18 protein-coding genes are annotated in these 19,249 nt (G+C 66.4%); 5 read left to right on the top strand and 13 right to left on the bottom strand.

Annotation, left to right across the window (positions count from 1 at the left end; genetic code table 11):
- Positions 1-127 precede the first annotated feature (127 nt).
- The 3 genes from leuA (at position 128) to BGP17_RS18150 (ending at position 2,803) form a co-directional block, all read left to right on the top strand.
- The gene (gene leuA, locus BGP17_RS18160; RefSeq protein ID WP_167298244.1) at positions 128-1,786 is read left to right on the top strand and encodes a 2-isopropylmalate synthase; all 1,659 of its coding nucleotides are present in this window, start codon (positions 128-130) and stop codon (positions 1,784-1,786) included.
- A gap of 118 nt (positions 1,787-1,904) precedes the next feature.
- Entirely contained in the window at positions 1,905-2,246 is a 342-nt protein-coding gene (locus BGP17_RS18155; RefSeq protein WP_167298245.1) for a hypothetical protein, read from the top strand.
- On the top strand, positions 2,246-2,803 hold the full coding sequence (locus tag BGP17_RS18150; protein WP_286713008.1) for a hypothetical protein: 558 nt from the start codon (positions 2,246-2,248) through the stop codon (positions 2,801-2,803). Before BGP17_RS18155 ends, BGP17_RS18150 begins: the two co-directional genes overlap by 1 nt.
- On the opposite strand, the gene BGP17_RS18145 is transcribed toward BGP17_RS18150, so the two are convergent.
- The 4 genes from BGP17_RS18145 to folE all read right to left on the bottom strand — a co-directional run bounded on the left by BGP17_RS18145 (position 2,800) and on the right by folE (position 6,235).
- Positions 2,800-4,386, bottom strand: a complete 1,587-nt coding sequence (locus tag BGP17_RS18145) for a hypothetical protein (RefSeq protein ID WP_286713006.1) — start codon at positions 4,384-4,386, stop codon at positions 2,800-2,802. The genes BGP17_RS18150 and BGP17_RS18145 overlap by 4 nt on opposite strands.
- 121 nt (positions 4,387-4,507) lie before the next feature.
- On the bottom strand, positions 4,508-4,858 hold the full coding sequence (locus BGP17_RS18140) for a dihydroneopterin aldolase (protein ID WP_167298248.1): 351 nt from the start codon (positions 4,856-4,858) through the stop codon (positions 4,508-4,510).
- A complete protein-coding gene (locus tag BGP17_RS18135) occupies positions 4,851-5,615 on the bottom strand; it encodes an SDR family oxidoreductase (RefSeq protein WP_286713004.1) in 765 nt (254 codons plus the stop codon). The genes BGP17_RS18140 and BGP17_RS18135 overlap by 8 nt, the downstream gene beginning before the upstream one ends.
- Positions 5,615-6,235 (bottom strand): GTP cyclohydrolase I FolE, encoded by a 621-nt coding sequence (gene folE / locus BGP17_RS18130; protein WP_167298250.1) that lies wholly within the window; start codon positions 6,233-6,235, stop codon positions 5,615-5,617. Before folE ends, BGP17_RS18135 begins: the two co-directional genes overlap by 1 nt.
- Before the next feature lie 230 nt (positions 6,236-6,465).
- On the opposite strand from folE, the gene BGP17_RS18125 reads away from it, so the two are divergent.
- Positions 6,466-9,144, top strand: a complete 2,679-nt coding sequence (locus BGP17_RS18125) for a TonB-dependent receptor domain-containing protein (protein WP_167298251.1) — start codon at positions 6,466-6,468, stop codon at positions 9,142-9,144.
- Positions 9,145-9,239: 95 nt separating this feature from the next.
- Here the strand turns inward: BGP17_RS18125 and BGP17_RS18120 are convergent, their stop codons facing one another.
- The 6 genes from BGP17_RS18120 to miaA all read right to left on the bottom strand — a co-directional run bounded on the left by BGP17_RS18120 (position 9,240) and on the right by miaA (position 15,303).
- Positions 9,240-10,034: a hypothetical protein gene (locus tag BGP17_RS18120; RefSeq protein WP_286713002.1), complete on the bottom strand. Its 795-nt coding sequence runs from the start codon at positions 10,032-10,034 to the stop codon at positions 9,240-9,242.
- Between the two features lie 115 nt (positions 10,035-10,149).
- Positions 10,150-10,752 carry a TMEM175 family protein gene (locus BGP17_RS18115; protein WP_286713000.1) on the bottom strand — a complete coding sequence of 201 codons (603 nt, stop codon included), beginning with the start codon at positions 10,750-10,752 and terminating at the stop codon, positions 10,150-10,152.
- A 138-nt stretch (positions 10,753-10,890) separates the two neighbouring features.
- A complete protein-coding gene (gene ilvC / locus BGP17_RS18110) occupies positions 10,891-11,910 on the bottom strand; it encodes a ketol-acid reductoisomerase (protein ID WP_286712998.1) in 1,020 nt (339 codons plus the stop codon).
- Between the two features lie 114 nt (positions 11,911-12,024).
- Entirely contained in the window at positions 12,025-12,540 is a 516-nt protein-coding gene (gene ilvN / locus BGP17_RS18105) for an acetolactate synthase small subunit (RefSeq protein WP_086128979.1), read from the bottom strand.
- 4 nt (positions 12,541-12,544) lie between these two features.
- Positions 12,545-14,293 (bottom strand): acetolactate synthase 3 large subunit, encoded by a 1,749-nt coding sequence (locus tag BGP17_RS18100; protein ID WP_286712996.1) that lies wholly within the window; start codon positions 14,291-14,293, stop codon positions 12,545-12,547.
- A gap of 80 nt (positions 14,294-14,373) precedes the next feature.
- Positions 14,374-15,303: a tRNA (adenosine(37)-N6)-dimethylallyltransferase MiaA gene (miaA, locus tag BGP17_RS18095; RefSeq protein WP_286712994.1), complete on the bottom strand. Its 930-nt coding sequence runs from the start codon at positions 15,301-15,303 to the stop codon at positions 14,374-14,376.
- Here miaA and serB point away from each other — a divergent pair.
- Entirely contained in the window at positions 15,296-16,174 is an 879-nt protein-coding gene (gene serB / locus BGP17_RS18090; protein ID WP_286712993.1) for a phosphoserine phosphatase SerB, read from the top strand. The two genes, miaA and serB, sit on opposite strands and share 8 nt — an antisense overlap.
- 36 nt (positions 16,175-16,210) lie before the next feature.
- Here the strand turns inward: serB and BGP17_RS18085 are convergent, their stop codons facing one another.
- The 3 genes from BGP17_RS18085 to BGP17_RS18075 all read right to left on the bottom strand — a co-directional run bounded on the left by BGP17_RS18085 (position 16,211) and on the right by BGP17_RS18075 (position 19,248).
- On the bottom strand, positions 16,211-17,641 hold the full coding sequence (locus BGP17_RS18085; RefSeq protein WP_286712992.1) for a glycosyl hydrolase family 28-related protein: 1,431 nt from the start codon (positions 17,639-17,641) through the stop codon (positions 16,211-16,213).
- An 84-nt stretch (positions 17,642-17,725) separates the two neighbouring features.
- Positions 17,726-18,427 (bottom strand): DUF4336 domain-containing protein, encoded by a 702-nt coding sequence (locus BGP17_RS18080; protein WP_286712991.1) that lies wholly within the window; start codon positions 18,425-18,427, stop codon positions 17,726-17,728.
- A 26-nt stretch (positions 18,428-18,453) separates the two neighbouring features.
- A complete protein-coding gene (locus tag BGP17_RS18075) occupies positions 18,454-19,248 on the bottom strand; it encodes a MipA/OmpV family protein (RefSeq protein WP_286712989.1) in 795 nt (264 codons plus the stop codon).
- Between the last annotated feature and the right edge of the window lies 1 nt (position 19,249).

Here is a 19,249-nt window from a genome sequence, read left to right as displayed (position 1 = left end):
CATCATGACGGCTCGCGCGCTTCTCGGACTGCGACTTATCCGCCCTTAGGGGCCGGACGCGCACGCGCACGCCCCTAAGGGCAATTCACAGATCTGAACCCAAGTCTCCAGCCGAGAGAGAGCTGTCATGCTGCGCGATCCGAGTATCAAATATCGTCCGTTCCCCCAGGTAAACCTGCCCGGCCGCCAATGGCCGAGCCGCACCATCACCAAGGCGCCCCGCTGGCTGTCGACCGACATGCGCGACGGCAACCAGGCGCTGATCGACCCGATGGATGCCGAGAAGAAGACCCGCTTCTTCGAGCTGCTCTGCAAGGTGGGCGTGAAGGAGATCGAAGTCGGCTTTCCGAGCGCGGGTGCCACCGAGTTCGATTTCATCTCGAGCCTGGTCCGGCAGGACAGGATCCCCGACGACGTGATCGTCCAGGTGCTCACCCAGTCGCGCCAGGACCTGATCGAGACCAGCTTCCAGAGCCTGAAGGGCGCGAAACAGGCGATCGTTCATCTCTACAATGCCGTCTCGCCGGCATGGCGCCGCATCGTGTTCGGCATGAGCCGCGAGGAGATCAAGGGCATCGCGATCGCCGGCGCCAAGGTGCTGCGCGACGAGGCCGCCAAGCAGCCCGATACCGACTGGCATTTCGAGTATAGCCCGGAGACCTTCTCGACCGCCGAGCTCGATTTCTCGGTCGAGGTCTGCGAGGCAGTGATGGACATCCTGCGCCCGACCACCGAGCGCCCGCTGATCCTCAACCTGCCGGCCACGGTCGAGGCGGCGACGCCCAACATATATGCCGACCAGATCGAGTGGTTCTGCCGAAACATCCGAAGCCGCGAGACGGTGGTGATCAGCCTGCACACCCACAATGATCGCGGCACCGGCGTCGCCGCGTCCGAACTGGGGCTGCTGGCGGGCGCGGACCGTGTCGAGGGCTGCCTGTTCGGAAACGGCGAGCGCACCGGCAATGTCGACATCGTCACGCTGGCGCTCAACATGTACACGCAAGGCGTTGATCCGGGGCTGGATTTCTCGAACATCGACGAGGTGATCCAGACAGTCGAATATTGCAATCAGATCCCCGTCCATCCGCGGCATCCCTATGCGGGCGACCTGGTGTTCACGGCATTCTCCGGTAGCCATCAGGACGCGATCAAAAAGGGTTTCGCCGCGCAGGAAGCGCGCAACGACGAGATCTGGGACGTGCCCTATCTGCCGATCGATCCCAAGGATCTGGGGCGCGATTACGAGGCGGTGATCCGGGTCAACTCGCAATCGGGCAAGGGTGGCGTCGCCTGGGTGCTCGAGCAGGACAAGGGGCTGAAGCTCCCCAAGCGGATGCAGGCCGATTTCTCGCGTCACGTCCAGGCGCTGGCCGACGAGACCAGCCGCGAGCTCAATGCCGCCGACATCTGGGGCCGCTTCGAGCAGACCTATCTGCCGGGCGCCGGCGATCGCTTCGCGCTGGTCGATTACGAGGAGACCGGCGCCGCCGGGCAGCGCGTGTTCGTCGGCCGCATCGCGGTGGACGGGGAGGCGCGCTCGATCTCCGGCCGCGGCAACGGCCTGATCTCGGGCGTGATCGACGCGCTGGCGGGCACGACCGGGCCGGCGCTCGACGTCGTCGACTATAGCGAGCATGCGATCGGCCATGGTGCCGATGCGCAGGCGGCCGCCTATGTCGAATGCCGTACCGCCGAGGGGCGCACGGTGTTCGGCGTAGGCATCGATGCCGACATCGCGACGGCTTCGGTGCGCGCGGTGCTAAGCGCGGCGAACCGGGCCTGAGCGCGCCCGGCAGCGGCACCTTGCGGCGCCGGGATTCGTTCCGAATCGGCAACGGTTTGCGATTGTCCCGAATCGCGCGGCGGAACTAGGATGCGGGCAGCGATCGCAGGGGGGATGCATGATCCTGACGTTGATTGTTGCCCTGATGGGCGACGGCGAGCCGGTTGTTCAGCGCCGTGCCCAGCCGGTGCTGCTCGAGCGCCGCGCCTATCGGTGCCTGATGCGGCATCTGGATGAGGTGCGCCTGGCCTCCGGAAAGGTGGTGATCGACCTCACCACCTGCCCGCCCTCGCTGGTGCAGGGTTCCTATCCCGTGCCGCCGGGCGAGCGCATCCTGCCCTTGACCGTTCCCGAGCTGAAGTGCCTCCGGCAGGCGAGCAGGCCGAATATGGGGATCGCTGACTTCTCGCGGCCAGGCAAGGTTGCGCTCTATCTCTCGCCCTGTGGGGGGCGCCGCTGATGACGACTCCGGCGACCGGCGCGATGCATGCCCCGCCTACACGGCGAGGCTGGGCGCCGGTGATCGACTGGATTCGGATCGGTGCCGACGTCGCCGTGGTGGTGACGGTCGCCGTGATGGTCTGGATCTATTTCGCGGGGCGAAGCGATGCCGAGCATATGCGGCGCCAGGAAATGACCGCGTCGCTACTGGCGATGAAATATGACGAAGCCCTGCGGGGTCCGCAGCAGCGCGTGAACAAATACTTCACCGACGCGCGGGGCATTTACGACAAGGCGTATATCGCACGCATCGCCGGCAAGCCCTATCCGGCCCAGGATATCCCACCGGAGATTCGCGCGGATCTGCAGAAGCTGACCGACTATTATGCCGACATCGCGAGTTGCGCGGCCAACAATCTCTGCGATGCGCAGATGGTCGAACTCTGGTTCAAGAACGATATCCACGCCTTTGCCTGCCATGTTTATCTGGTCGGCCTGCCCGAGCTGCGACAGAGCCTGGGCGACAGCTATGGCGCGGCGCTGGTGGCCTATGCCGGGAAATGCGGCCCGAATTAATTCGCGGTCCAGCCGAACTCCTTCACTTGCGACGCGATCGAGGAATTGCGGAGCTCGACACAGGCAGCGGCGCGATCGGCACCGACCATGGCGGGATTGATGGCCACGAAGGGCTTCATCATCCTCTCGGGGTCGCCGCATCCCTCCGCGATGATCCGGGCCAGCGAGAAGCTGAGCGCCGCCATCACCACTCCCATGGCGGCCAGATCCTTGTTGGCGACGCCAACCCTGGCCATTTCCAGGACAGGCCCGTCCAGGGGCAGATATCGCTGCGCGACGTTGAACCGGGCCACCAGTTCGCGGGCATTGGCAACCGCGCTCGTTCCGGCGGGCTGGCTCATGTACCAGGACATCGCGCGCAAGAAAGCGAGAGCCGCATAATTGTTGGGCGCGAGGCTGGTCAGGTCGACCTTGCCGAACAGGGGTTCTATCTTCGCAAGATACTGGCGCCCGCCTGCCAAATCGAAGGTGCCGGTCATCGATCCGCGCATCGCGCTCATGAACAGCATGACGGTCTTCCATTTCATCCCGTCGGGCGTGCGCGGGGAGAATGCATCCAGCGCCGCGGCGAGGTCGTAGGGGGTGCCGGCATTGACTGCCTCGACGGATCGCTTGGATATCACCAGCAGGTCATCCAGGTCCCGCTCCATCGCATCGAAGCGCCCGGGCGAATAGGTCGTGCACTGCCCGGCGGGAGCCATCAGCAGGCTGGTGGAGTCGCTGAGATCGGAATTGGCCTGCGCGGCCCGGAACTTCTCCGGCTTGATCAGCGCCACGGACAATAGCAGCACCTTGGGCAGCAGGCGCTTGGTGAGTTGCTGCGAGCGCAAGGCGCGGCAGGCGCTCGATCCATGAAGATCGGCCGATACCACCTCGTCGATCAGGGAAGTGGTGGCGAAGCCCGACAACAGGCCGATCGGCAAGGTGCCGTTGCTGATCATCGATTGGAGCCCGAGCAGATCGGCTTCCAGCTCGGCGCTCTCGCCCTGCTTCGGCAGCACGAGATGGGCTGCTTCGTGCGCCATGAGGAACTGTACGCTCAGCCAGGGCGCGTTGGCGAGGAACTGTTCGATCGTCAATCCATCGGCATCGCTCGGTTCCCAGGGCACGGGGCTGGCCTGTGCGAGATGGGCGGTCACCGCTGCATCGAGGCAGCTGGCCCATCCTCCGCCACGGCGGATACAGGCCTGGGCGGCGGGTTTTACCTTCTCTTCGCCACGCGTGTTGCCGGACAGGTGATAGGCCTGAAGGAGCAGCATTCGGCACTGCCGGGGAAGGAAGGCCGCCGGGACGATGATCTTGGGCGCTCCCTGTCCGCCCATCGGGGCGCCTGCCTGCGGTCCCAGCAGATATTCATTGACCGTCTCTTCGATCCGGACCCTGGAAAGCGTATCGAAATAGCGGACGGGGAAGCTCTCGGTCAGCGCCTGTTTCAGTCGCCATTTTTCCTGCTCGCCCAGATGCTGGGGCAACTGGTTGCAGAGTTCGAGCTGCGGATTGCCTGCTGCATGCGCGGGGCTTGCCGACAGGAGCGACAGGGCGGCCGCGATCGGCGGCAAAGCCAGCTTGCACCAGGATAGCATTGCGATTCCCCCTTGCGGACCGCCGGTGACGGCCAGCGCAATGGAGACTATCAAAGCGCACGGGATCGCGAAACGGAGAGGTTCCGGAAATTGGGTCCAGAACGAGGCTATCCGCGGGGGGCTAGCGTGTCCGGACGATCTCGCAGCCGATGCGCGCATCGGGATAGATGTCGAGCTTCATCGAGCGGACAGTGACGCGGATCACCCGCGGATCCTTCAGCGCCAGGGCCGCGACCTGCTCGCAAAGCGTCTCCTGCAGCTCGAAATGCCGTGATTCCACAAGCTTGCGGATGCCGGTTCGCAGGAAGTCGTAATCCACCACCGCGTCGATCCGGTCCTCCGGCGGCGCGGGATAGCGGCAGGTCATCGCGACGTGCAGCGTCACGCGCTGGGGGGCGGCCCGTTCCTCGGGATGGATGCCCAGGCCCATCGCCACTTCGAGCCCGTCGAGCAGGATGGCATACTCAGCCATGCGGGCGCTTCCGCCCCTCGAACATCACGTCGCCGTCGCGCTGCAGGAAGCGCTGGCCGCAATCGACGAAGACATTCTGGCCGGTGATGCTCCGGGCGGTGAGCAGATGCTCGACCGTGGCGGCGATGTCGGCCAGCGCGACGGGGCGCTGGAGCAGGTTCTGGCGGGCATGCCCGGCGAATTCCTCGGCGGTCTGGTCGAGGCTGGGGAGCGTGAGGCCCGGCGAGACCGCGTTCACCCGGATGCGCGGCGCGAGGCCGCGGGCGAGCAGTTCGGTCGCAGTGGCGAGCGCTGCCTTGCTGAGCGTGTAGGTCAGGAAATCGGGATTGAGGTTGGCGAGCTTCTGGTCGAGCAGGTTGACCACGGCGCCCTCATCGAGATCGTCCTGCGCCGCCAGCGCCGAGGCGAGCGCGACGGGAGCGCCGCAATTGACGCGCATGTGCCGGTCGAGCAGCGCGAAATCGGTGAGGGGCAGGGCGTCCCAGGCGAATTGGGACGCGTTGTTGACCAGCCCCTCCACCGCACCGCCCAGCCCGTTCCGCGCCGCCGCGATCAATGCGGGGGCGGTCTCCGCCTCGGCCAGTTCGCCGCTCACTACGCAGGCGGTGCCGCCCTCGGCTTCGATCTGCGCGCGCAGCGCCGCGGCCTCGCCGGGGGCATGGTGATGGTGGATCGCCACGGCATGGCCGCGCAGCGCCAGCCGGCGGGCGATCGCCGCGCCGATCCGTCTTGCCCCGCCGGTGACCAATATCCGCATCAATAGCCCATCAGCTTGAGCACTTCCTGGCGGCTGCGTTCGTCGTCGCGGAACACGCCCATCATCCGGCTGGTCACCATGCCGACGCCAGGCGTGCGCACGCCGCGCGCGGTCATGCAGCCATGCGTCGCCTCGATCACGACGGCGACGCCCTGGGGCCGCAGCTTGTCCCAGATGCAGTCCGCCACCTGCGCGGTGAGCCGTTCCTGCACCTGGAGCCGGCTGGCGAAGCCGTGGAGCACGCGCGCCAGCTTGGAAATGCCGACGACCCGGTCCTTGGGCAGATAGGCGATCGACGCCTTGCCGGTGATCGGCGCCATGTGATGTTCGCAATGCGACTGGAACGGAATGCCGTTCAGCAGGACGATATCGTCATAGCCGCCCACTTCCTCGAACACGCGGCCCAGGTGATGCGCGGGGTCCTCGTCATAGCCCTGGCAATATTCCTTCCAGGCGCGGGCGACGCGCTGCGGCGTGTCGAGCAGCCCCTCGCGCCCGGGATCGTCGCCGGCCCAGCGGATCAGCGTGCGGATCGCGTCCGAGACTTCGGCGGGGACCGGAATTTTGGCCGACGGCGCAACGATGTCGCCATCTTCGGGCCCCTCGTGATCATGCACCATTTTCTTCTCTTCCTCGCGACTTTCGGTCTTTACGCTACGGCATCTGCGGTTCTTGCAGAAACCGAGTGTGGCTCAACTGTATCTCATCGAGAAAAACGGCGGGAAACTGCGGAGTTCCGGCCCTTATCCCCGTTGACGGGCTGAAAAATGCAGCGTTAGTTTCGCTGGCGATAAAAGCAACGCCGTGACCGGTAGGAGCCGGCCGGCGCCCAAGGAGGGGGATGCACCCGATGAAGAAGCTCGACCTGCTCGCGGCGACTGCGCTCACGCTGTTCCTCGCGACGCCCGCCTTTGCCCAGCAGAAGACGACGACCGCACCGGCCGCGGACGACAGCCAGGAATATACCTCCGCCAACGAGATCGTCGTCACGGCCACCCGCCGCAACGAGACCGTGCAGGACGTGCCGATCGCGATCACCGCCATCGGCGCCGCGGAGCTGCAGAATGCCGGCGTCGACAATATCCGCGACCTCGAGCAGCTGGCGCCGTCGATCCAGAGCTCGACCGGCCAGTCCTCGGCCACCGGCACCACCATCTATCTGCGCGGCATCACCACGGGCGGCGACAATCCGGGCTTCGAGCCGGCGGTCGGCGTGTTCATCGACGGCGTGTTCCGCGCCCGTGCCGGCGTGGCCATCTCCGAGCTGCCCGAGCTGGAGCGCGTCGAAGTGCTGCGCGGCCCGCAGGGCACGCTGTTCGGCCGCAACACCTCGGCCGGCGCGCTCAGCATCTACACCGCGCTGCCGCAGTTCGAGACCCATGGCTATGTCGAGGGCACCTACGGCAACTACAATGCCTATGGCGTCAAGGGCGCGATCACGGGCCCGGTGAGCGAGGGCCTCGCCCTGCGCCTCGACGGCAGCTACCGGAAGCGCGACGGCTATATCAAGGACGCCAATAGCGACCGCCGTTTCAACGACATCGATCGCTGGGCGCTGCGCGGCCAGGCGCTGCTCGACAAGGGCGACGTGACCTTCCGTCTGATCGCCGATTATTACCAGACCGACGAAGTCTGCTGCGCCACCGTCTCGGTGGTGCGTGGCGGCCTTGCCCAGGTGATCAACGGGATCGCGGCGTCGCAGGGCCGGGTCGGCATCTATACCGGCCAACCCAGCGACCGCATCCAGGCCGCTTCGCCCAATCGCAACTATGGCGAGAAGGTGAAGGACTGGGGCCTTTCGGGCGAGCTCAACTGGGATCTGGGCGGCGCCAAGCTGACTTCGATCACCGCCTATCGCGACTGGCGCGCACTCCGCAGCCAGGACATCGACTTCTCGGGCATCGATCGCGCCTATCGCGATGGCTACAAGACCCGGCTGAAGGACTTCACCCAGGAAGTCCGCCTCCAGGGCTCGGCGTTCGGCGGCGTGCTCGACTGGCTCGTCGGCGGCTTCTACCTGCACGAGCAGAACGACCTGACCGACACGGTGCGCGTCGGCAACGACGCCAATCTGTACGTCGATTCGGTGTTCAATGCGCTTGCCGGCCCCTCCTTCGGCGGCAAGGTGCAGTTCTACGGCTCGCTCGGTCCGGCGGTACCGACGCCGGGCGCCGTGTTCCTCAATCCGGCGGTGCCCAATTCGCTGCCGGCGCTCCAGGCGGTCTATGGCGCCACGCTCGCGCCGCTGGTCGGCTGCTTCCGCGCCCAGGCCGGCACGGCGCCGGGGAGCCTCTGCGTGATTCCGGGCTTCCCCTCCACGCCGATCCCGGGCCTTGCCGCGCTGGCCGCGTCGCCGCTGCCGGGCGCCGTTGCCGGTCAGGGCAACAACAACGACCAGTTCGGCGTGAAGACCGATGCCTTCGCGCTGTTCACGCACAACATCATCAATATCAGCGACAATTTCTCGCTGACCCTCGGCGCGCGCTGGAACCATGAGCGCAAGGCGATGAACGCGTCGATCAACAACAACACCGGCAGCTGCACCTTCTTCAACCAGGTGCGCGCGGGCAATCCCGCGGCGACCGCCTATGCCAACCTGCTCAAGCAGCTCGGTATCTTCAACAACCTGTACCTGCTGAGCTGCAACCCCGCGATCAACACCGAGTTCAACGGCAACTACGCCGACAGCTTCACCGACGACAAGATCACCGGCACCGTGAAGCTCGCCTACAAGCTTTCGAACAAGCTGCTGATCTATGGAAGCTATGATCACGGCTACAAGTCGGGCGGCTATAACCTCGACCAGGCGACCTTCGACTCGGTGCTGCTCGGGGGCAACGGCCCGCAGGGCCGTGACCTGCGCTTCGGCGCGGAGACCAACGACGCATTCGAGATCGGCACCAAGTTCAGCCCGAACCGTGCTTTCTCGCTGAACATCGCCGCCTTCTACATGAACTTCTACAACCTGCAGTCGCTGGTGTTTTCGGGCAACAATTTCGTCGTCCAGAACGTGCCCAAGAGCGTTTCGAAGGGTGTGGAGATCGAATCGACGATCCGGCCGTCCAAGAACCTGACCTTCCAGCTGGGCTACAGCTATATCGACGCCCAATATTCCAAGTCGAACAACTTCACCGGCACGCCGCTCCAGGGCCAGGAGGGCCGCCAGTTCCAGAACCAGCCGAAGCACACGGTGACCGGCTCGGTGACCTGGGAGCCGCAGATCACGAGCGGGCTCAAGGGCCTGATCCATATGGATGCGCGCTACAACAGCGAAGTCGACATCCCCTCGAGCAACCCCGATCCGGTGACCGGCCACACGGCGATCCGCAACGAAGGCTATGGGTTGATCAACGGTTCGATCGGCCTGCAGTCGAACGACGGGAAGATCCGCGGCGAGGTGTTCGTCGAGAATCTGACCAACACCTTCTACTTCATTTCGGGCTTTGCGGTGCCGGAGCAGACCGGCAACTACAACGGCTATCCGGGCTATCCGCGCTTCTATGGCGCGCGGCTGCGCTTCGGCTTCTAGAAGTCAGGCTTCGGCCAGGGATGGGGGCGCTCCGGGAGACCGGGGCGCCCTTTTCATATGCGGCCCCGGGTGGGCGCCTCGGGGCCGCACGTCCCTCAATGGGTAGCGTGCGGCCTGACCGGGCTGTACGCGCCGCTCTCCTGTCCGAAGATCACCCGAATGTCCTGCGGATCGCCCTTGCGATCGCAATCGAGCACCACGGCCCGTTCGCCGGTCCAGAGGGCGCGTCCGACGCAATCCGGCATGGCGGGGGTGCGATAGAGCGGAACCGTCCCGGAATAGCCGCTGACCTGGTATTTCTGCACGGTATAGGCGATGGTCTGGAAGAGCGTGAACGCTGCGAGCGCGAGCGTTGCCGCAGCGGTGATTCCCGCGCGCGCAGTCCGGTTCCGTCGAACGCGCAGCGCGGCCTGGCTGAGCAAGCCCATGATCACGACGCCGCCCGTCGAAGCCGCCGCTGCCGCGCCCTGGTCCGCCTGGGTCCGCGACAGACCCCAGATGCCGAGGACGAACACGAAGCCGGCCAGGCCCAGCGCGATGCGCCACAGCCAGCGCAGCCGCCCCTGGAAGCCGCCCACGAACCATGCCGCAAGGAATGCGATGGCGAGGGGAATGGTGAAGAACAGAAGCGACAGGCCCGACATCGCGACATCGGCGAATGTCGCGAGCTGGAGGAAGTTCAAGCCCCAGCGATCGAAGACCGCCTGGTTCGCGAGGATCGACAGCGCGAAGGAAGCGGCTGTCACGACGGAGAAATACTCGGTCAGCCGCTTGCCCAGCCGAATGCCTTCGGGCCTTGCGGGCGCGGCGTCGAGGGCGGACCCCGTTTCGATATCGTCCAGCCGCTTCGCTGGAGGCGCGGCGCGGCGTCGGCGTGCTTGTTCCCTCATGAATCCCCCGAAATAAGTCGAGACCCCTAGCCGGAAGCGCGCGTGCGGGTGAAGCCTTGCATCGGGATGCGCTTACCCGCCTCGAAGACGCGCTACCCGGCGTTCCTTGGGCCCCTCACTCCCCGAACAGCGCGTCGATCGGGCTCTTCGGCAGGAACCACAGCACCGCCACCAGCGCCGCGCAGGCGAGCCCCGCCCAGGGAGAGGCGAAAGTGAGGGCAATGCCGCTCGCATAGATGGCGGAGGCCACCGCGCCCTTGCGCAAGGTGCGGTGGTGATAGGCCTGCGCCGCCTCGTCCTGCCGGCCCGTGCGGCGGATCACCGCCTGGAGCCAGACATAGGCAAAGCTCGGCAGCATCATCACGCACATATAGACGAGCGCCGCGTCGTGCGTGAAATGCTGCTCGCCCAGATAGGCGGTGGCGAAGGGCACCAGCGAGAGCGTGAAGAGCAGGGCGATATTGGCCCAGAGCAGATCGTTGGTGATTCGGGTGGCATGGGCGAACATGCGGTGGTGGTTCACCCAGTAGATCGCGACATAGGCATAGCTGAGCACATAGGCGGTGAAGACCGGCCACAATGTCCAGAGACGTTCCAGGCCATGTTCCTCCGGCGCCTTCATCTCGAGCACCATGATCGTGATGATGATCGCGATCACGCCGTCGGAGAACGCCTCCACCCGGTTCACGCCGCCACGGCCCTCGTCGGTATCGCTCATGCTGTGCCCTCATGAAAAAACCCTCTCCCGCATGCGGGAGAGGGTTGGGGGAAGGCAATCCCGGCCCGCGCACCATGCGGCCCGTCATGCCCTCCGGATCCTTGCCCTCCCCGCGGACGGGAAGGGACCAAGATTGCCTTAGTTCTTTTCCTTGTCGACCAGCTTGTTGGCGCCGATCCACGGCATCATCGCCCGCAGCTCGCTGCCGACCTGCTCGATCGGGTGGCGCTTGGCGGCGATGCGGCTGGCCTTGAGCTCGGGCTGGCCGGCGCGGTTGTCGAGCACGAAGTCCTTGACGAAGCGGCCCGACTGGATGTCGGCCAGCACCCGCTTCATCTCCTTCTTGGTCTCTTCGGTGATGATGCGCGGGCCGGTCTTGATGTCGCCATATTCGGCGGTGTTCGAGATCGAGTAGCGCATGTTGGCGATGCCGCCCTCATACATCAGGTCGACGATCAGCTTGAGTTCGTGGAGGCACTCGAAATAGGCCATTTCCGGCGCATAGCCGGCCTCGACCAGCGTCTCGAAGCCGGCCTGGACCAGCGCGGTGGCACCGCCGCAGAGCACCGCCTGCTCGCCGAACAGGTCGGTCTCGCATTCCTCGCGGAAATTGGTCTCGATGATGCCCGAGCGGCCGCCGCCCACGCCCGAGGCATAGGCGAGCGCCAGGTCGTGCGCGTTGCCCGAGGCGTCCTGGTGGATCGCGATCAGGCAGGGCACGCCGCCGCCGCGGGCATATTCCGATCGCACGGTGTGGCCCGGCCCCTTGGGCGCGATCATGATCACGTCGATGTCCGCCGGCGCCTCGATCAGGCCGAAATGGATGTTGAGGCCGTGCGCGAAGGCGAGGGCGGCGCCGGGGCGCAGATTGCCCTTGATGTCGTTCTCCCAGATCGCGGCCTGATGCTCGTCGGGCGCGAGGATCATCAGGATGTCGGCCCATTCGGCCGCTTCCTTGTTCGGCAGCACCTTGAAGCCGGCGCCCTCCGCCTTGGCGGCCGAAGCCGAGCCGGGGCGGAGCGCGATGGCGACTTCCTTCACGCCGCTGTCACGCAGGTTCTGCGCATGGGCATGGCCCTGCGAGCCATAGCCGAGGATGGCGATCTTCTTGCCGGAGATCAGGTTCAGATCGGCGTCGCGATCGTAATAGACACGCATTTCTCTTCTCTTCCCTTTGTGATCGTCATCCCCGCGAAGGCCGGGATCCAGGGCAACAGGCAGAACCGCTCGTGACTCTGGCCCCCGCCTGCGCGGGGTGACGGAATGAAAACCTCAGGCCGCCTCGGCCCCTCTCGCGATCGCGACGATGCCGGTGCGCGCCACCTCGACCAGGCCGAGGTCGCGCATCAGCTCGACGAACTTGTCCAGCTTCTCGGAGCCGCCCGTCACTTCGAAGACGAAGCTCGACGTGGTCGCGTCGACCACCCGGGCGCGGTACACCTCGGCCAGGCGCAGCGCCTCGATCCGGTGCTCGCCGGTGCCTGCCACCTTCACCAGCGCCAGCTCGCGCTCGACATGCGGGCCGAAAGCGGTGAGGTCGGTCACCTTGTGCACCGGCACCAGCCGCTCGAGCTGGGCGATGATCTGCTCCATCACCGGGGCCGAGGCCTCGGTGACGATGGTGATCCGGCTGATCAGGTCGTCGTCGCTGATCTCCGACACGGTGAGCGAGGAGATGTTGTAGCCCCGTGCCGTGAACAGGCCGGCGATCCGGGCGAGGATCCCTGGCTCGTTGTCGACGATGACGGCGAGCGTGTGCCGCTCGACTGCTTCTTCCTTGATGTGCATGGGATCAGACCAGCGCCTTGGCTTCGTCGTCCATTTCGCCCGAGACTTCGGCCGATTGGAGCAGCATTTCGGTATGGGCGGCGCCCGACGGGATCATCGGGAAGCAGTTGGCGAGCTTGGCCACCCTGCAATCCACCAGCACCGGCCCGTCATGCGCGAGCATCTCGGCGATGCCGGCATCGAGCTGGTCGCGCGTCTCGATGCGGACGCCCTTCCAGCCATAAGCCTCCGCGAGCTTCACGAAATCGGGCAGCGCGTCGCTGTAGCTCTCCGAATAGCGCGACTGATAGGTCAGCTGCTGCCACTGGCGGACCATGCCCATATATTCGTTGTTCAGGATGAAGATCTTGACCGGCAGGCGATACTGGGTCGCCGTCGCCAGCTCCTGGATGTTCATCTGGATCGAGGCTTCGCCGGCGATGTCGATCACCAGCGCGTCCGGATGGCCCAACTGGGCGCCGATCGCGGCCGGCAGGCCATAGCCCATCGTCCCCAGGCCGCCCGAAGTCAGCCATTTGTTGGGGTCCTCGAAGTCGAAATGCTGGGCGGCCCACATCTGGTGCTGGCCGACTTCGGTGGTGACGATCGGCGCCCTGTCCTTCGTGGCTTCCCACAACGCCCGGATGGCACGTTGCGGCATGATGACCTTGGGATCGGCCTCCTGGAAGTCCAGGCAGCGGGTCTGGCGCCAGCCCTGGATGCGGTTCCACCATTCGGACAGGTCCGGACGGGGGTGCTTCCGGCGTTGATACGCATCGATCATCGCCTGGATCGCCCGGCCGACGTCCGCCACGATGGGCAGGTCGACGCGGACGTTCTTGTTGATGCTCGACCGGTCGATATCGACATGGATCTTCGCGCTGTTCGGCGAAAAGGCATCGAGGCGGCCGGTGACGCGGTCGTCGAAACGGGCACCCAGGGCGATGATCAGATCGGCCTTGTTCATCGCCATATTGGCTTCGTAGGTGCCGTGCATTCCCAGCATTCCCAGCCACTTCTCATCCGAGGCGGGGAAGGCGCCGAGGCCCATCAGCGTCGAGGTGACCGGCGCGCCGGTGATCTCCGCGAGCTGGCGCAGCAGGCGCGCGGCTTCGGGCCCCGAATTGATGATCCCGCCGCCGGTGTAGAAGATCGGGCGCTCGGCCGCGGCCAGCATGTCGACCGCCCTCTCGATCGCCGCCGCATCGGGCTCGACCTGCGGGCGATAGGTCTTGTGCGAGATCGGGGCGTTCTCGCCGCGCCGCGCAGTCGCGACCTGGACGTCCTTGGGGATGTCGATCACCACCGGGCCCGGGCGGCCCGAAGTGGCGATGTAGAAGGCCTCGCGGATCGTCGGTTCGAGCCGGGCGGGGTCCTTCACCAGATAATTATGCTTCGAGCAGTGGCGCGTGATGCCGACCGTGTCCGCTTCCTGGAAGGCATCGGTGCCGATCAGGCCCGTCGGGACCTGGCCGGTGATGACGACCATCGGGATCGAATCCATCAGCGCATCGGTGATGCCGGTGACGGCGTTGGTCGCGCCCGGGCCCGAAGTGACGAGGACGACCCCCGGCTTGCCGGTGGCGCGGGCATAGCCCTCGGCCGCATGGGTCGCCGCCTGTTCGTGGCGGACAAGAATATGTTTGATGCGATCCTGCTTGAAGATGGCATCGTAGATCGGAAGCACCGCGCCGCCGGGATAGCCGAACACGACTTCCACACCGAGATCGCACAGCGTCTCGATCAGGATGTCTGCTCCACTCTTCTCGGTCACATCGGCCTCCGTTGGTTGCAGTGCAAAACGCACCGCCGAAGGGCGCTGCTACCTGCACGAAAACTACGCGTCAAGCCGCATTATAGCAATTTTGTTTCGAATTTCTCAACGAGCCTGTTCGTTTGTGTCTCTCCCGTGCGTTCCCATTCGGGTGGGGGCTGGCGGCGGAACCAGGTGTACTGGCGCTTGGCGTACTGGCGGGTGGCGAGCGAGCCGGCGAAATGCGCCTCGTCCATGTTGCTCTCGCCCTGGAGCGCCAGGCCGATCTCGCGCACCCCGATCGCGCGCAGCACCGGTGCGTCGTCCGGCACGTCGGTGCGGGCGAGCAGCGCCTCGACCTCTCGCTGCGCCACCTGGACCATGTGGCGGAAGCGGCGGTCGATCCGGTCGGCAAGCCAGGTCTTGTCGGGCAGCAGGATCAGCGCGGCGATGCGCACCTCGCCGCCGATGCCGCCGTGACGCTGCGCCTGCCATGCGCCGAGCGACTTGCCGGTGGAGCGGACGACTTCGAGCGCGCGCGACACGCGGGCGGTATCGGCGGGCTTGAGCCGTGCGGCGGTCTCGGGGTCGAGCCGCGACAGCTCGGCATGCGCATCGGCGACGGCCATGGCGCGGACCGCGGCGCGGACTTCCGGATCGATCTCGGGCACCGGCGCGATCCCTTCGATCAGGGTGCGCAGATACATGCCGGTGCCGCCGACCAGGATGGGGAGGCGGCCCGCCGCATGCGCCTCCGCGATCGCGCCGCGCGCCTCGGCCGCCCAGCGCGCGGCGGAATAGGCATCGGCGCCATCGACATGGCCGAACAGGCGGTGCGGCGCGCGCTTCTCCTCCTCGGCGGTGGGGCGGGCGGTGAGCACGCGCAGATCCGCATAGACCTGCATCGAATCCGCGTTGATCACGATGCCGCGATGCTTCTCGGCCAGCGCCAGCGCGAGCGCGGACTTGCCGCTCGCGGTCGGCCCTGCGATGAGCGCCACCAAAGGCAGGTCAGGGGATCCGATGTTCATTGCGACGCTTATAGCAGAGGGTTTGACCGCGGGGCAGCTTTCCGAGGCGGGTGACCGGCTGGCGGCGGTGGGCTGCGCCCCGGGGGCGTCGCGCTGGATCGACGAGGGGCGCGCGGCGGACCTCGAATTCGCCATGCATCCCGATGCCGCGCGCGCCGCGCTGGAAGGCGCGTTCCCCGCTTGCGACGCGGCGGTGCAGCCGATTGCCGGGCGGGAGAAGAAGCTGCTGGTCGCCGACATGGATTCGACGATGATCACCGTGGAGTGCATCGACGAGCTGGCCGACTATGCCGGGATCAAGCCGCAGATCGCCGAAGTGACCGAGCGGGCGATGCGCGGCGAGCTGGATTTCGGCGCGGCGCTCGATGCGCGGGTGGCGCTGCTGATGGGGCTGTCCGAAGGGGCGATCGAGCAATGCCTGGCGGAGCGGGTGAAGCTGATGCCGGGCGCGAAGGCGCTGGTGCGGACGATGCGCGCACGCGGCGCGACTTGCGTGCTGGTCTCGGGCGGGTTCACGCGTTTCGCCGAGCCGGTGGGGGCGGAGATCGGCTTTCACCGGGTGATCGCCAATCGGCTGGGGATCGCGGACGGCGCGCTGGACGGCACGGTCGAGCGGCCGATCGTCGACAGCAACACCAAGCTGGAGACGCTGGTGGCGGTGCGCGGCGAGTTGGGGCTGGCCGCGGCGGAGACGCTGGCGGTGGGCGACGGCGCCAACGACCTGGCGATGATCCGCGAGGCCGGGCTGGGCGTGGCCTATCACGCCAAGCCGATCGTCGCGGCGGCCGCGGGGGTGCGGATCGACCATGGCGACCTGACCGCGCTGCTCCATGCGCAGGGGATCGCGGCGAAGGATTGGGTTCGAGGCTGAGGCTCCCGCGCCAAAAGGCACGGGAGCCGGGCAGGATCAGCCGTTCTTGGCCGATACGTACAGGAACTGCGGATCGGCCTGGGCGAGCGGGCCGCCGGCATCGATATAGGTATAGAAGCGCGCATTCGCTTCGGTCTGGCTGCCGAGCGTAATCGAGCCCGGATGGCCGGAGCTATTGGTGTTGAGCGATGCCGAAAGCGCATAGTCGTCGCTGCGGAACGGCTTGTCCCAGTTGACCAGATAGTCGCCCACGCCGACGCGGATCACCGAGGCGCCCTGGCCGCCGTCGATCACCACCTGGGTGCCGTCCCAATGGAACTTCACCCAGGGTTCGGCATGCGCGCCGTCATAGAGCGTGAAGGCCGGGCCGAACGAAGCCTTGGACGTTTCCACCGGCGGCGTGGCCGGATCATCGTCATGGTCGGTGAACTGCGGTTCGGCTTCGTATCCGGTCACGATGTTCCTCCGCCCATTGTCCACCATCTGCGCGGCGAGCGACGCATAGGCGAAATAGGGAAGCGCGATCCGGTTGTTGTGCGAGCTGGTGCCGAGATAGAGGAGATAGTCGAGCTGGGGCACGTTGCCCGTCCAGTCCTGGCCCTCGATATAGCCATCGGCCAGTTGATTGTTATAGCCCTCGACGCGGAGCAGGAAGCTGGAATTGGCGTTGCCGGCCTGCTTGACTACGGCCTGCAGGGTGTTGCCGCGCCATGCATTGCCGGTGGCATAGGGGCTCTCCTGGACGAGGATGTGGTGGCCCGCCTGAAGGTCGCAAGTGTCGATGGTCGTCGCATGCGCCGCGGAGAGCGGGCAGAGATCGCCGTCATCCTGCGTGATGAGCTTGTACGCCCCCCAGACCGCGCAGTTGCGGATCGTGTTCACTTCCCCGCCGGCATAGGGCTTCTGCTTGTCCGGCCCGGGCAGCGTGACGCCGCTGCTGATATTGCCGATCACCATGCCGTAACCCTGGACGTCATATGCGTAATTGGGCGTCTTGGGCTTGGTCAGAACGCCGTTCTCGGGCGCGAGATTGCCGACATGCACGCGCTCGACGATCGAGCGGGTGATGTTGCGCAGATCGATGCCGATCTGGATCTGCGTGGTGGTGATGCCGTTGTCCGGATGGGTCAGGACGACGCCGAAGTCGCGCAGCACCACATCGGTGACATAGTCGTTCGTGCTGTTCGGGTTGAAGGCCCGGCGGATGATCGAGCCGCCGCCATAGCCGGCGAGCTGGGCGATGGAGCCGCCGCCGGGCAAGGCCTGCAGGATGGTGGCGCCGCGGCCCTCGCCGACGATCTGACTGCCCGTCCGCAGCACCAGGCCGATCGATGGATCGATCCGATAGATGCCGGCGGGAATGAAGATCCGGTGGTGATCGTTCAGCGCCGCCTGGATCGCGGCGGTGTCGTCGGCCTGACCATTGCCCATGGCGGAATAGGGGGCATCCTTTACATTGACTGTCATGAATCTGGTCCTCGTTGCTCGACGGGTCATGTCGTCGAACAAAACAAGAACATGTGGATTTCCTACATTGCAAGCGCTGGTCGGCTAGACCCCCAGCCAGCGAAAGGCGCGCGCGACCACTGCATGCGCGTCATGCGCGATCGGGGGTCCGTGCGCGATCACCAGCCGTTCCGCCGGCCACGCCAATACGCGCCGCATCGCGGCCCGGGCGGCGGGGCGATCGGAAAAGGCGTAGCGAAACTTGCGCGGGACCCGCGGCTCGGGCGCAGTCATCCCGTCGAGCCGGGCGACGATCGCGCGCCAGCCGGTGAACCAGCCCGGGGGGAGGTGCTGGATCAGGTCGGTGAACAGCAGCGTGCGGCTTGGGCGGTGGAAGAAGGCCAGCTCGGTCGCGATCCGGTTGCCCGGGATCCCGACCTGGTCGATCTGGCCGTCCCAGGCGAAGCCGGGACTGTCCGCCAGGTCGCGGCCGAAGCGCAGATCGGGGTGTCGGGCGGCCAGGCCGGGCGGGGCGTGCAGCGTCGCTTGCGGAAAGGCATGCTGCCATTCGCCCAGGAAGCGATCGTGCAGCGTGTTGGGCGCGACGAGATGGCGGACCTCGCCCAGCGCCGCGACTGCGCCGCGCAGGCCATCGGAAAGTCCGATCGGCGACCAGAGGAAGAGTGCGCCGCTCGGCAGCCGCATCACCGCCATCCGCGTCGGGTAGCGAAAGCCGGCGACCGCCACGACCGGGCCGTCCGCCAGCCAGATATCCTCGCCAAAGGGATGCAGCGTGCCTTCCGTCACCACGGGTCCCTTCCGGTTTGAATGGCTCAGCGCACGCCCTTGCCGAAGGTGAAGCTGAGGCCCAGGCCGCCGGAAAGCTGGTCGCGGCTGCCGATCGGCCCGCGCGAAAGGGGCGAATCGGCGCCGTCGCCCACCAGGCGATCATAGCGGGCATAGCTGTACAGGCCCCAGCGGCGCGAGAATTGCCAGGTCGCGGTCGAGCTGATGCCGAGCGCCTGCACCGCGCTGCCATCGGCCCGATAGACCGGCAGGCCGGTGCGGGCGGCGACGGCGGGTGTGACTTCGAAATAGGCGCGGCGATATTTCGCATCGGACAGCGTGATGCGCGGCCCGACCGAGACCAGCCATTTGTCGCCGTCGCGCGCGACATAGTCGAGCCCGACGCCGCCGATCAGGCCCTTATGGCCGTTGATCCCCTTGCGCAGCTCGGTGTGGAGGCGCAGCGACTTGGCGAGCCAATATTGCGCATAGCCGCCCAGCTCGATCGTGGTGCCGACCTCGTCGACCGGGGCGCCGGCCTCGCTGCGGCGCCGCGAGCCCTGGAAATTGGCGGCCGGGCCGATCTCGAACCCGCCGCCCTCGAATGCAGCGAAGCCGAAGCTGTCGTCCGCCGCGACGAAGGGAAAGGGCGCGTCGCCGCGCGCGATGGCAACGTCGACCATCGGGGTGAGCTGCAGCTTGTCCGCCCCGGGATAATTGGGGGTGAGCTGGGGGCCGAGCGAGACACGGTAGCGGCGCGGCGGCTTGGGCTCGTCATCCTGCGCATGCGCGGGCAGGGCGATGGCGAGCAAGGGCGCGAGCGCGAGGAAACGGATCATCATG

It is taken from the genome of Sphingomonas sp. 67-41, from assembly GCF_001899725.1.
Classification (GTDB): Bacteria; Pseudomonadota; Alphaproteobacteria; order Sphingomonadales; family Sphingomonadaceae; genus Sphingomonas; species Sphingomonas leidyi.
Note: the sequence above shows the minus strand (reverse complement) of the source record. Positions and strands in the feature narration are given on the sequence as shown.